Annotated in this window: 12 protein-coding genes and 1 tRNA gene; 2 read left to right on the forward strand and 11 right to left on the reverse strand. The window is 73.8% G+C overall.

The features are described 5' to 3' along the window. Positions 1-31: 31 nt before the first annotated feature. The 3 genes from ACTWP5_RS21000 to ACTWP5_RS21010 all read right to left on the reverse strand — a co-directional run bounded on the left by ACTWP5_RS21000 (position 32) and on the right by ACTWP5_RS21010 (position 2,876). Positions 32-1,243, reverse strand: coding sequence for a sulfatase-like hydrolase/transferase (locus tag ACTWP5_RS21000; protein WP_443222588.1), 1,212 nt, complete (start codon positions 1,241-1,243; stop codon positions 32-34). A 277-nt stretch (positions 1,244-1,520) separates the two neighbouring features. After that, the gene (locus tag ACTWP5_RS21005; protein WP_443222589.1) at positions 1,521-2,150 is read right to left on the reverse strand and encodes a hypothetical protein; all 630 of its coding nucleotides are present in this window, start codon (positions 2,148-2,150) and stop codon (positions 1,521-1,523) included. 75 nt (positions 2,151-2,225) lie between these two features. After that, positions 2,226-2,876 carry an SDR family NAD(P)-dependent oxidoreductase gene (locus ACTWP5_RS21010; RefSeq protein WP_443222590.1) on the reverse strand — a complete coding sequence of 217 codons (651 nt, stop codon included), beginning with the start codon at positions 2,874-2,876 and terminating at the stop codon, positions 2,226-2,228. Between the two features lie 89 nt (positions 2,877-2,965). Between ACTWP5_RS21010 and ACTWP5_RS21015 the strand changes: the two genes are divergently transcribed. Continuing rightward, positions 2,966-3,346, forward strand: coding sequence for a MerR family transcriptional regulator (locus ACTWP5_RS21015; protein ID WP_443222591.1), 381 nt, complete (start codon positions 2,966-2,968; stop codon positions 3,344-3,346). Positions 3,347-3,437: 91 nt separating this feature from the next. On the opposite strand, the gene ACTWP5_RS21020 is transcribed toward ACTWP5_RS21015, so the two are convergent. The 7 genes from ACTWP5_RS21020 to ACTWP5_RS21050 form a co-directional block, all read right to left on the reverse strand. Beyond that, a tRNA-Ala gene (locus tag ACTWP5_RS21020) sits at positions 3,438-3,511 on the reverse strand. Between the two features lie 49 nt (positions 3,512-3,560). Next, a complete protein-coding gene (sepX, locus tag ACTWP5_RS21025) occupies positions 3,561-4,679 on the reverse strand; it encodes a divisome protein SepX/GlpR (RefSeq protein WP_443222592.1) in 1,119 nt (372 codons plus the stop codon). Between the two features lie 197 nt (positions 4,680-4,876). Continuing rightward, on the reverse strand, positions 4,877-5,518 hold the full coding sequence (locus ACTWP5_RS21030) for a GNAT family N-acetyltransferase (RefSeq protein ID WP_443222593.1): 642 nt from the start codon (positions 5,516-5,518) through the stop codon (positions 4,877-4,879). Between the two features lie 14 nt (positions 5,519-5,532). Next, a complete protein-coding gene (locus ACTWP5_RS21035) occupies positions 5,533-6,093 on the reverse strand; it encodes a MogA/MoaB family molybdenum cofactor biosynthesis protein (RefSeq protein WP_443222594.1) in 561 nt (186 codons plus the stop codon). Next, positions 6,090-6,572 carry a cyclic pyranopterin monophosphate synthase MoaC gene (gene moaC / locus ACTWP5_RS21040; protein WP_443222595.1) on the reverse strand — a complete coding sequence of 161 codons (483 nt, stop codon included), beginning with the start codon at positions 6,570-6,572 and terminating at the stop codon, positions 6,090-6,092. The genes ACTWP5_RS21035 and moaC overlap by 4 nt, the downstream gene beginning before the upstream one ends. A gap of 11 nt (positions 6,573-6,583) precedes the next feature. Then, complete coding sequence (gene glp, locus ACTWP5_RS21045) at positions 6,584-8,044, reverse strand: molybdotransferase-like divisome protein Glp (RefSeq protein ID WP_443222596.1); 1,461 nt, start codon at positions 8,042-8,044, stop codon at positions 6,584-6,586. Beyond that, positions 8,037-8,951, reverse strand: coding sequence for a UTP--glucose-1-phosphate uridylyltransferase (locus tag ACTWP5_RS21050; RefSeq protein ID WP_443222597.1), 915 nt, complete (start codon positions 8,949-8,951; stop codon positions 8,037-8,039). The genes glp and ACTWP5_RS21050 overlap by 8 nt, the downstream gene beginning before the upstream one ends. A 249-nt stretch (positions 8,952-9,200) precedes the next feature. Here ACTWP5_RS21050 and ACTWP5_RS21055 point away from each other — a divergent pair, with 249 nt between their 5' ends. Beyond that, on the forward strand, positions 9,201-9,899 hold the full coding sequence (locus ACTWP5_RS21055) for a 5-formyltetrahydrofolate cyclo-ligase (protein WP_443222598.1): 699 nt from the start codon (positions 9,201-9,203) through the stop codon (positions 9,897-9,899). A 188-nt stretch (positions 9,900-10,087) separates the two neighbouring features. On the opposite strand, the gene ACTWP5_RS21060 is transcribed toward ACTWP5_RS21055, so the two are convergent. Next, positions 10,088-12,787, reverse strand: a complete 2,700-nt coding sequence (locus ACTWP5_RS21060; protein ID WP_443222599.1) for a penicillin acylase family protein — start codon at positions 12,785-12,787, stop codon at positions 10,088-10,090. Between the last annotated feature and the right edge of the window lie 176 nt (positions 12,788-12,963).

Consider the following 12,963-nt stretch of genomic DNA (forward strand, 5'->3'; position numbering starts at 1 on the left):
GGGGAGGTGGGGGGCATGGGGGGCGTGGTGTTCATACGGTCGCTGCCTCCTTCCGCGCCGCCGCCTCGGCGGCGACGTCGTCGCGCAGTGCCGCCAGCGGCCCGCTCAGTCGCTCCACGACGTCGGGGTGCAGGGCGGCGAGGTTGTAGGCCTCCCGGACGTCGGCCTCGACGTCGAACAGCTGGGGCATGTAGGCGGTCTGGCCCGCGCCGAAGGCCACGTGGAGCTTCCACCGCCCGCTGCGGACGGCGTTGGGGTGCTGGTCGAAGAACAGGTAGACCGGCCCCCGCTCCGGCGCGGCGCCCCCGGAGAGCAGGGGGGACAGGTCCTCGCCGTCGAGGTCGTCCGGCGGGTCGACGCCGGCGAGCGCGCACAGCGACGGCGTCAGGTCCAGCAGGGAGCGTGGTGTCCGGTCGCGGGTGCGCCGGGTCACGCCCGGCCAGGAGGCGAGGAACGGCACCCGCACGCCGCCGTCGAAGACCTCGGGCTTGCGGCCCCGCCGGTCCTGGGTGCGCCCCTCGTAGCGCGGGCCGTTGTCGCTGGTGAGGATCACCAGCGTGCGGTCGGTCAGGCGCCCGCGGTCGAGGTGGCGCAGCAGCACCCCGAGGTAGTGGTCGAGCTGCTCGACCGCGTCGCCGTAGGCACCGGCGGCCGAGGCCCCGTGGAAGCGCGGCTCGACCCGGTAGGGGGCGTGCGGGGCGAGGTGGGAGAGCACGGCGAGGAACGGCCCGTCGCGCTGCTCGTCGACGAAGTCGAGCGCCGCGTCGGTGAGACGGCGCGCGGCCGACGCCGAGTCGGTGTCGTCCTCGACGACCGTCCGCCCCTGGTGCCAGGCCAGCGGTGCCACGTCGGTGCCGTGGAGGGTCCCCTCGAAGCGGTCGAAGCCGTGGTCGAGCGGGTGCTGGCCCGCGCCCGTGCCGAGCCGCCCCTGGCCGAACAGCCCGGTCGCGTAGCCTGCCCGCCCGAGCAGCCGGGCGACGGTGGCCGCCTCGGGCGGCAGGCCGGCGTCACCGCCGGGCTCGGTGGACGCGGGGAGGCCGTAGCGCGCCCCGTAGCGGCCGGTGAGCAGGCCGGCCCGGGAGGGCGTGTCGGTCGCGGCGGCGGCGTACATCGCCTCACACACGACGCCCCGGCGCTCCAGCCGCGCCGCCGCGGGCGTCCGGATGAGCCGCGACCCGTAGGGGCTGAGGTCCCCGATTCCCAGGTCGTCCGCCAGAACCACGACAACGTTCGGTGGCACCATGGCCCCGCCTCTCTCTTTCTGACAGGAACACGGCGAACGGTAGGTGACTTTCGTCAGGCACCCAAGACCTTTAACAAAGAATCAATGCACTTTCTAAACTACGCGGCGAAAGTGCTCGTGACTCCCCGTCACCCCGGTGCGCCCGTGCGGGGATCGCGTTCCTGCCGATGCCCCCTCGCGGTCGCCGTCACGGTCGTCGCCACCGGCACCGATTCCCGCACCCGCGCGTGCCCGGCCACGCGAGCAGCGCCGGGGCTCCCGCCCGCACCCCGGCGGTTCACGCGCTCCCGGAACCGGAGGTCGCCTCGGCCTCGCTCGTCCGGCACAGCGCGTCCTGAAACCCGTCGGCCCACGTGACCAGGAGCACGCCCACCGCCTCGTCGCAGCCCAGGATGTCCCACATCGATCCGGCCGACGCGGGCGCGGGCTCGACGGTGGCCGTCCCTCGGTACGTGTCCTGCGGACCTCCGAGGTCGGCGAGGCTGCTGCACTCCAGCTCCACCCGGAACCGGCCCGCCCCCGCGCCCGCGCCCCCGCTCTCGTCCTCGTCCTCGTCCTCGATGGAGCCGAAGCAGACCTGGTCCTCGCCCAGGGCGGAGTAGGGACCGGGACTGCCCACCGAGTCGGCGTCACCGTTCCTGTCGACGAGGAGCGTGTAGACGGCACCGTGGTCCGACTCGGCCGGCATCCACCCCCCGGCGAGGTCCTCCACCCCGACGTCCGTCGGGGTGGGCGTGGGGCTCGGGCTCGGCGGGGGAGATGGTCGCTCTCCCGCCGTGGGCGTGGGGGACGGCGTCGCGGCGGACGGGTCATCACGCGCGGCGCCGTCGTCGTCGGAACATCCACCGAGTGCCAGTGCGGCGAAGGCGACGGCGGCGGCTGCGGCCATGGACACGGGTCGTCTCATGACTCCGTGATAACGGGACCCGCCGGGGAGGGGTCCCCCACGCCAACCGCCCGTCACGCACGGGGTGCGGTGGGCTCAGCCGCCGTGGACGACCTCCACCTCCCAGTCCGGGCGCTCCTGGGTGTGAAGGCGCCAGTAGTGCTCGGCGATGTCCCGCGGATCGAACGCCGTGCCCGGCGCGACCGGTCCGGCCACGGTCACGGTGGCCACGTGGACGCCCGACGGCCCGTACTGCGTGTCCAGGAGCGCGACGAGCGCGCGCACCCCGGCCTTGCCGAGCGAGAGGCTCACGTACTCCGGCCTGGGTTCGGGCATGCCGCCGGTGACGATGATCGAACCGCTCCCGCGTCGCGCCATGGCCGGTGCGACGTGGGCCGCGGCGGTGAGCGCTCCCACCACGTTGACCGCCCAGGCTTCCAGGTGGCCTCGCGCGGACAGCTCGCCAGGCCGGTCGGGGCGGACGAGCGCCGCGTTGTACACCAGGGCGTCCGGCGGGCCGAACTCCCGCGTCGCCGAGTCGAGGGCGGCCCGCAGCGCCGTCTCGTCGGTGCTGTCAGCGGTCAGGGCGAGGACGCGCGGGCCGACGGTCTCCACCGCTTCGGCAACGGCCGCCGCAGTGCGACGCGTACGAGCGACGAGGGCGACGGGAAACCCCTCACGCGCGAACCGGCCGGCGACTGCCTGCCCGATCCCCGGCCCCGCTCCGATCACCACAACTCCCGACATCACTGCTCCCTCGTCCGTCATCGTCAGCGGTCTCGGGAGCAAGCTAGGGTCTCTCATCGATGTGAGGGTCAAGAGCGGGACGGGACCGGATGAGAATCGGCGAGGTGGCACAACGGACCGGGGTCAGCCATCGGCTGTTGCGCTACTACGAGGAGCAGGCGCTGCTGAGGCCCACGCGGCGTCCCAACGGCTACCGCGACTACACCGAGGCGGACGTCGCGACGGTCCACCACATCCGCACGCTGCTCGGAGCCGGCCTGAGCACGGCCGTCATCGCGCGCCTCCTGGACTGCGTCCACCAGGCCGGCGAGAAGATGGTGCTGTCGTCGTGCCCGGGGACGGTCGACCGTCTGCGCCGCGAGCAGGCCCGCATCGCCGAGGTGGTCTCACAGCTCCAGGCCTCCCAGCGAGCCCTCGGCGCCCTCCTGGCCACCGTCGAAGAGCCGCTGCCGACGCCGTCGACCAGCTAGGGACCCGCCACGCGCACCGGCGGGATCGCCGTCACGAGACGGCACGCGAAAGCCCCCGCTGGTGATCACCAGCGAGGGCTTCGACCTTGGGTGGACCTGAGGGGATTTGAACCCCTGACCCCCTCGTTGCGAACGAGATGCGCTACCGGACTGCGCTACAGGCCCGAAGGACGCTGCAAACTCTAGCACCCGGGTGGTGGCGGGCAGAAATCCGTTACTCGCCGGAGGCGCGACGGCGGGGGCGGTGGTCGTCGGCGTACTGGTCGAAGAGGGGGGTGCGGCGCGGGGTGGCGTCCTGGGAGGGCTGGTCGGGCGTGGCCGGCTTCTGGGTGGCGGAGCCGGCCGTGGTGGAGCGTGCGGCGCTCCAGGTGTCGGGCGCGTCGAGGTCGACGCCCCGGGTGGTGCGGGGGGCGACCGGGGCGTTGACGTACGTGGGCAGCGGCACGGGCGCCGGGTCCCACGTGTCGGGCTCCTCGCCGGGCGCCGCGCCGCCCCGGGCACGCTGCTGGTCGACCCACTCGGCGTGGTCGGTCTGCTCCACGACGGCACGGGCGGGCCGCTCCGGGGCGGGGCGGGCCGGCCGGGCGGGCCGCTCCGGGCGGTCCAGCCGGTCCGCGCGGTCCGGCCGGTCCAGGTGGTCCGGGCGGGGCTCGGGGCGGGCGGCGGCGCTGGCCTGGGTGCGCTCCCGCAGCCGCCGCGCGGCCTCCTCGGCGCGGCGGCGGTCGATCGCGACGGCGTAGCGGCGGCGCTCCTGGCGGCCGATGTGGACGAGGTAGGCCAGGAGCAGGACGGCCGGGACGCCCGGCAGCCACAGCAGCCCCGGGCCGGAGGAGAGGGCGACGATGCCGCCGAGCGTGAAGGCGAGGAAGAGCACCATCGTGGTGCGGCGGCGCCGCGCCAGCACCCGGGCGCGGGCGGCCGTGCGCGAGGTGTCGCCCGAGGCCGGGCCGGACGGGCCGGTCCCGCCGGACCCCGCGGACCCGCCGCCGGTGGCGGGGCGGACGTTCGTGACCGGCTCGGCGAAGTCGCGGACGTCCGCCGAGACGTCGACCGGGACGTCGACCTGGTGGTCGGCGGGCACGTCGGCCAGCCCGTCCTCGACGTCCGCCCCCTCGGGGAAGGCGTCGCTCGGCGCCGGCGCGTCGTCGTCCGCGTCGTCCCCGGGCGCGGCGGTGCCGCCACGCCTGCCGCGCGTCAGCAGCCGCAGGGCGGTGCTGAAGCGCTCCGTCGGGCGGGCCTCGTTGAGCTCGTCCTGCCGGCGGAGCCACATCGGTACGAGATACGCGGCCCACGCCCCGACGATCACTGCGAAGATGAGGCCACTGCTGCTCACGCTCACACGGTAGAGCGATTCCCGCCAGCGCATAGGCCAAATCGGGCGGTGTGTCGCCCGAACCGGTGCTCAAGACCGGTGATTCTTCGAATTGTTATCTGGCGGCTCCCTCGCTCGAGCGACGCTTGAGTGCGGGGAGACGGCGGGCGGGAACGGGCCGGAAGGCGGGGAATCCGGCGGCATATCGAACAGATGTATTATTTCTGCTGGGTCTGCGGCCGGTCCGAGATCCGCTGGTGCCAGCGTGTGAGCAGGCCGTCGGGCACTTCCTCCGCCGTCAGGGCGAAGACCAGGTGGTCACGCCAGGCGCCGTCGATGTGGAGATAGCGGGGGCGCACGCCTTCTTCACGAAATCCGAGTTTTTCCACCACGCGGCGACTCGGGCCGTTCTCCGGGCGAATACAGATCTCGATGCGGTGCAGACCGAGCGTGCCGAAACAGTGGTCCGCGGCGAGCGCGACCGCCGTCGGCATAACGCCGCGCCCGGCCACCGCGCGGTCGATCCAGTACCCGATATGGCCCGCGCACATCGAGCCCCACGTGATTCCGGCGACCGTCAGCTGACCCACCAGCCGCCCCTCGTAGGTCACCACGAACGGCAGCATCCGCCCCGCCCGCGCCTCGGCGCGGAGGTGCCGGGCCATCTGGCGGAACGTGGGGCGGCGCGGCGGCAGGTGCCCGGGTGGCGGGGGCGGGATCGTGGCCTCCCAGGGGCGCAGCCAGTCGCGGTTGCGCTGGTTGATCTCGCGCCAGGCGCGCTGGTCGCGCGGCCGGATCGGGCGCAGCCGCACCGGGCCGTCGACCAGCTCCACGGGCCAGTGTGAGGTCAGGGGATGCATCGGTCTCCCGCGCGTCACGCCGTGCGCGGCGGGTGGTCGCCGCCGCGCAGCTGGTCCACGGCGTGCCGCAGCAGCGGACGCAGCACGGCGAGGCCGTCGCGCACGCCGCCGGTGGAGCCGGGGAGGTTGACGATGAGGGTGCTCCCCGCGACGCCGGAGACGCCCCGGGAGAGGGCCGCGGTGGGCACCTTCGCCTGGCCGGCGGCGCGGATCGCCTCGGCGATGCCGGGCACCTCGCGGTCGAGGACCCGGCGGGTCATCTCCGGGGTGCGGTCGGTGGGGGAGATGCCGGTGCCGCCGGTGGTGAGCACCACGTCGTATCCGGCGGCGACGGCGGCGCGCAGGGCGTCGAGCACGGGCTCGCCGTCGGGGACCACCTCGGGGCCCGCGGTGTCGAAGCCGAGCTCGGCGAGGGCCTCGGCGAGCAGCGGGCCGGTGGTGTCCTCGTACACGCCCGCGGCGGCGCGGTTGGACGCGGTGAGGGCCAGCGCGCGGTAGGGGCCACCCGGGCCCGGGCCGGGGCCGGTCGGGCCCGTGGGCTCCGTCGGGCCCGCGGGCTCCGTGGGGTCCGTCATGGGGCGGCTCTCCGCCACGTGCCGGAGGCGCCCCCGGCCTTCTCCTCGACGCGGACGTCCGAGATGACCGCGCCCCTGTCGACCGCCTTGACCATGTCGACGACGGTCAGGGCGGCGACGCTGACGGCCGTCAGCGCCTCCATCTCCACCCCGGTGCGGTCGGTGGTGCGCACGCTCGCGGTGATCTCGACCGCGTCGTCGGCGACCGACAGGTCGACCGTGACGCCGGAGACGGCCAGCGGGTGGCAGAGCGGGATCAGCTCCGGGGTGCGCTTGACGCCCATGATCCCCGCGACGCGGGCGGTGGCCAGCACGTCGCCCTTGGGCACGTCGCCGCTCCGCAGCAGGGCGACGACCTCGGGCGAGACCAGCACCCGTCCCGAGGCGGTGGCGGTCCGCGCGGTGACCGCCTTGTCCGAGACGTCGACCATGCGGGCGGCCCCTGCCTCGTCGAGGTGCGTGAGTTGCGGGCTGCTCATGACGGCTTACGTTACTCCGCGTCCGGCTCGGGGGTGAGGGCGTCCAGCGGCAGCACCGTCAGCTCGTCCCCGTGGGCCACGGCGGTGGTGTCCTCCGGGACCTCGACGAGGGCGTTGGCCTGCGCCAGCGCGGCGATCAGGTGCGAGGAGGCGCCGCCGACCGGCTCGACGGTGCCGACGGTCCCGCCCGGCGCGGGCGGGGTGTACCTGCCGCGCAGGAACTGCCGCTTGCCGGCCGGGGAGGAGGCGATGGCGCCGGCCAGCCGCGCCCTGACGCGGGGGCGGTGGATGCGCTCGGGCGGGTGCCCGGCCAGCAGGAGCAGGGCGGGGCGGACGAACAGCTCGAAGGAGACGTAGGCGCTGACCGGGTTCCCCGGGAGGGCGAAGAGCGGAACCGGTGGCGTCGCCGGGGTGGCCGTGGGGTCGCCGACCAGGCCGAAGCCCTGTGGCTTTCCCGGCTGCATCGCGAGCCGGCGGAACGACACCCCGCCGCCGAGCCCGTCGAGGCCGGGCTCGGTCAGCGCCTCCTTCACGACGTCGTACGCCCCGACGCTGACGCCACCGCTCGTGATGACCAGGTCCGCGCGGGCGAGCTGGTCCGCCAGGGCGGCGCGGAACGCGGCCGGGTCGTCCGCGACGGACGCGGCCCGGTACGCGACGGCGCCGGCCTGGCGGGCGGCGGCGGTGAGCATCGGACCGTTGGAGTCGTGGATCTGGCCGGGGCCGAGGGGCTGCCCCGGGGCGACCAGCTCGCTGCCGGTGGAGAGCACGACGACCCGCGGCCGGGGCCGTACCGTGACCGCGGCGCGCCCGACGGCGGCGACCAGGCCGAGACGCGGCGGGGTGAGGACGGTGCCGGCGGGCACCGCGAGGGTGCCGGCGGTGATGTCGCTGCCGCGCGCACGGACGTGCTGCCCGGCGGTGACCGGCCGGAAGACACGGACCTCCACGGGGCCAGGAGAGGGCGAGCCGTCGCGGTGCGGCGTCATCGAGCCGTCGGTCCACTCGACGGGCACCACCGCCTGCGCGCCCGGCGGCAGCGGCGCGCCCGTCATGATGCGCGCGGCCTGCCCCGGGCCGACGGTGGGGGGCGTGCTGCCACCGGCCGCCGACTCGCCCACCACGGTGAGGACCGAGGGGAACTCCTCCGTCGAGCCCTCGACGTCGGCGGTGCGCACCGCGTACCCGTCCATGGAGCTGTTGTCGAAGGGCGGCAGCGCGTGGGGCGCGGTCACGTCCTCGGTGAGGACGCAGCCCACGGCGTCGGGCAGGTGCAGCTCGATCGGGTCGAGCGGGCGCACGGTGCGCAGGATGTCGGCCAGGTGGTCGTCGACGGACCAGACGTCGCCGTCCGCCCTCCCGCCACGCGCCGCGTCCCGGCGGCCCGTGCCGTGGCCCGCGCCGTGGCTCGTCCCGTGGTCCGTGCCGTGGTCCGCGGGGTGATTCGTGGCGTTCGTGGTGGTGTCACTCAAGGCGGGGCAGCTCCTCCGCGACGTAGTGGCGCAGCCAGGCACGGAAGTCGGGCCCCAGGTCGGGCCGTTCCGCGGCGAGGCGGACGATCGAGCGCAGGTAGTCGCCCTTGTCGCCCGTGTCGTAGCGGCGGCCGGTGAAGATCACGCCGTGCACCGGACCACCGAGGGACGGGTCGGCCGCCATGGCCTGGAGCGCGTCGGTGAGCTGGATCTCGCCACCGCGCCCCGGCGGGGTCTTCCGCAGCACCTCGAAGACGCCGGGGTCGAGCACGTACCGGCCGATGACCGCGTAGTTGCTGGGGGCGTCGGCGGTGGACGGCTTCTCGACCAGGCCGGTGACCCGCCGGACGCCATCCCGGTCGACCGGCTCGACGACGGCGCAGCCGTAGAGGTGGATCTGCTCGGGCGCCACCTCCAGCAGCGCGATGACGCTGCCGCCGAACTCCTGCCGCACCTCCGTCATCACCGTCAGGAGCGGGTCGCGCGGGTCGATGAGGTCGTCTCCGAGGAGGACGGCGAAGGGCTGGTCCCCGACGTGCGGGGCGGCGCAGAGCACGGCGTGTCCCAGGCCCTTGGGGTCGCCCTGCCGCACGTAGTGCATGGTGGCCAGGTCGTTGGACTCCTGGACGAAGGAGAGGCGCTCGTCGTCACCCTTGCGGTGGAGCGCCTCCTCCAACTCGTGGTTCCGGTCGAAGTGATCCTCGAGGGGCCTCTTGTTCCGGCCGGTGATCATCAGGACGTCGGTGAGGCCGGCGGCGGTCGCCTCCTCCACCACGTACTGGATGGCCGGCCGGTCCACCACGGGAAGCATCTCCTTCGGAGTGGCCTTGGTGGCCGGCAGGAAGCGCGTGCCAAGACCGGCCGCGGGAATGACAGCCTTGGTGATCCGGGGGCGAGGAGAGGTCATGCTGGTCACTGTAGCCAGCGGGGCCGACAGCGCCCATGAACGCCGTGGCAGTGCGTCGTGAACGAGTCACCCGGCCCGTCGGGAGACGTGTCACGGGCGAGACGCGGGTCGGGGCGCGTGACGGGCCGTGCGACGGCTCCGGTGACGGGCCGTGGGACGCGCCGCGCGAGGAGTCGTGTCCGAAACGGGCCGGTCGGCGGTGTCGGGCGGGACGTGTGGACAGTAGGGCCGAAGGAGAGGGACGACGGCATGGGCGAGGGCACACACGCCGGGTCGGCGGAAGGTGGCAATCCGCTGGGCGAGGGCGGAGACGAGGCCGCCGCGGCGGTGCGCGGCCGCAAGCGGGAGGTGCGGCGCGACCTGCTGGCGGTCAGGGCCGCGATGACCGACGACGAGGTGACGCAGGCCGCGGAGGCGTTGGAGCGCCGGACTCTCGGGCTGCCGGAGCTGTCCGGGCTGGCGCCGGGCTCGACCGTCGCCGCGTACGTGTCGATGGGCAGGGAGCCCGGCACCCGTGGCCTGCTGGCGGCCCTGCGGCAGCGGGGGGTGCGGGTGCTCCTGCCGGTGCTGCGGGAGGACCTGGACCTCGACTGGGCGGTCTTCGAGGGCACGGGACGACTGGTCGGGACGGACCCCGCGTTCTACGGCGGGCGCGCGGGGCTGTTGCAGCCCAGCGGGCCACGGCTGGGGCGGGAGGCGGTGCTCGACGTGTCGGCGCTGCTGCTGCCGGGGGTGGCGGTGGACCGCCACGGGGTGCGGCTCGGGCGGGGCGGCGGGAGCTTCGACCGGGTGCTGGCCCGGCTGGCGGCGGCGGGGGCGCGGCCGGCGGTGGCGCTGCTGGTGTACGGGCACGAGGTCGTCGACGAGCTGCCCCGCGAGGCGCACGACCGGCCCGTGGGCCTGGCCGTCACCCCGGAGGGCGTGCACCGCTTCCCCTTCGCGGCCTGATCCCGCCCGCTGGCCGCTTCGCGGCAGGTCGCCTGCCGCCGGGCACGTCCCACCGGGCGCTTCCCGGTTCCTTCCCGAGCCCGCACCACGGCGGCGTGCGGCGGCGGCCGTCGGCCAGCGGCGGCCTGGGACGGCGGCGGTCAGGGACGGCGGCGGTCAGGGACGGCGGCGGTCTGGGACGGCGGCGGTCAGGAGGACGGCACCAGCGTCAACGTCTGCTCCGTCCGCCCGTCCACCGCCTCGGCACCGTAGACCCACGGCAGGTACTCGCCCCGCGCCCACAGGTCCGTCTGGTCGGTGTAGTTGTCGTGGTACGCGTGACCCGACGCGCCGCCCAGGTTGATCCACAGCGACTCGTCGAAGTCCGCCAGGCTCACCACCATCCGCATCGACGGCACCCACGTGATCTCGTAGTTCCCCGCCGCGTTCCAGCCGCTCGCGTCGACCGCGTCGGCGCCGCCGGAGAGGTTCCACGGTCCGCGGTTCAGCAGCCACTGCACCGGCCCCGGGCCCTCGGTGCCCAGGGTCTGGTTGTTGAGCATCAGCCGGTGCAGCCGGCCCCAGTTCCAGGTGTCGACGTCCTTGCCGAGCTCGGCCGTCATCTCCCACCTCGCGTCCCGCATGGCGCGGCGCAGCAGGTCGTCGCGGCTGTTGACCTCGTCCAGTCCCATGGCCGGGTTGGCCGGCGCCTGCCACCAGTGGTTGTCCGGGTCCTCCAGGATGCCCCGGACCACCTGCATCCACCGGTCGCCGCCGTCGGGCTGCGCGGTGTCGGCGGAGCGCTGGCCGCACTCCTCGACCAGCCGGGGGCGCCCGTTGGCGTCCTCCAACGGCAGGGAGTCGTCGGCCGGACGGACCATCAGGCACTGGCCCTCGACGCGCAGCTCCTTCGGCAGCTTGTTGCCGAACGCGAGCTGGAGGACGTTGGCCCAGACGGCGTTGAAGTACGCGGCGGCGGGGGAGTCGGCGTCCTGGGAGTAGTCCCAGCCCACCAGCAGGTCCTGCGCCTCGCGGACGTACTCGTCGTGGACCTCCAGGTCGAGGAGGTAGGGGGTGAGGACCTCCGCCATCTCGTTGTGGTTGTCGAGCTGGATCTCCTGCATGTCGGTCATGGAGACCTTGCCGCCCTGACCGATGGTCTGGAGGATCAGCTCCTCGATGCGGTTGCTGCGGACGCCGTAGGTCCAGTCCTCGGTCAGGTGGTGGTCGTACGTGTCCGGGTCGATGACGGCCTGGTTGGCGGTGACGATGTATCCACGCTCCGGGTTGTACTCCCAGGGCAGCTCGTCCTGCGGGATGAAGCCGGTCCAGTCGTAGGAGGAGTCCCAGCCGGGGGAGGGGTAGCGGCCGTCGCCCTCGCCGCGGATGGGGATGGCGCCCGGGGCCTGGTAGCCGATGTTGCCGGCGGTGTCGGCGTAGACCAGGTTCTGGGAGGGGACGGCGAAGTCGCGGGCGGCGGCGCGGAACTCGTCGAAGGTGCTGGCGGTGTTGATCCCGAAGACCGCGTCCATGGTGTTGGACGGGGTCAACGCCGTCCAGTTGAGGGAGACGGCGTAGCCGCTGCCTCGGTCGGGGGCGTCGACGTCGACGGGCGCGCTGCCGCCGGCGTCGGCGATCTCCTCGTCGCGGTCGGAGATGATCGGGCCGTTGACGGTGGAGCGCACGGTGATCTCGTGGGAGCTGCCGCCGGCCACCTCGATGACCTCGGTGCGCGTGTCGTAGGGGATCCACTCGCCGTCGCGCAGGTAGTTGCCGTCGTCGAGCGACTCCAGGCGCAGGTCGGTCACGTCGGCGGCGAGGTTGGTCATGCCCCAGGCGATGGTGTCGTTGTGGCCGATGACGACGCCCGGCATGCCCGAGAAGGTGAAGCCGGCGACGTCGAACGGGCACGCCTCGCTGACCTCGTTGCAGTGCAGGCCCATCTGGTACCAGACGGAGGGGAGCGACGGCGCCAGGTGCGGGTCGTTGGCCAGCAGCGGCAGGCCGGTGGTGGTGTACTCGCCGGAGACGACCCAGGAGTTCGATCCGATGCCCGCGCCGTTCGGGCCGAGGAGCGTCGGGATGTCGCTGATGGTCTCGGAGACCTGCGCCAGCTGGGTGGAGACCCCCTCGTAGGCGTCCTCGCCGGTGGGCGGCACGGTGGAGGAGGACTGGGCGACGTCGTCGCCGGGCTCGGTGACGATGGGGCGGTGGTCGTCGTAGGGGTAGTCGGGGTAGAGCTCCTCGATCTCCTCGGGGCTCAGGCGGCTGGCCAGCAGGGAGCGGTCGATCTCGTCCTGCATGTTGCCGGTCAGGTCCCAGGCCATGGCCTTCAGCCAGGCGACGGAGTCGACCGGGTGCCAGGGCTCGGGGGAGTAGTCGTTCTCGAAGCCGAGGGCCGCGTACTCCACGGACAGCTCGGCACCGCCGCGCTCGTCGAGGTAGGCGTTGACGCCGGCGGTGTACGCCTGGAGGTACTGGCGGGTCTCGGGCGACAGCTCGTTCTCGTACTCCTGCCGCGCCACGTCGTGCCAGCCGAGGGTGCGCAGGAACGCGTCGGTCTCGACCTGGCCCGAGCCGAACATCTCCGACAGGCGTCCGGCGGTGACGTGCCGGCGGACGTCCATCTCCCAGAAGCGGTCCTGGGCGTGGACGTAGCCCTGGGCGCGGAAGAGGTCCTCGGCGGAGTCGGCGTACAGCTGGGGGATGCCGTTCGCGTCGCGCTTGACGGTGACGGGGGCGGTGAGACCGTCGAGGGTCAGCTCGCCGCTGACCTGCGGGAAGGACGCCCGGACCGTGCTCACGCTCCAGTAGGCGCCGTAGCCGAGGCCGGCGAGCAGGAGCATGACGACGACGATCACGATCAGACGAGCGCGTCGCCTGGGCCTTGGCTTCGTGGCACGAGGCATCGGGTGTACGTCCTTTGGGTGCTTCCCGGGCGGCACGGCGGTTGAAGGCAACCATAGACATACGCCCTGAGGGGTGAGCCTACGGGGAGTCACGCGGCCAGGTCACAGCGTTCATATGCTGGTAAATTCTCCGCAAAGCAGGCGAATTTGATCGAGCCCGACCGGGTTCGTGCGTG

The organism is Streptomyces sp. 4N509B, assembly GCF_052245655.1.
Classification (GTDB): domain Bacteria; phylum Actinomycetota; class Actinomycetes; order Streptomycetales; family Streptomycetaceae; genus Streptomyces.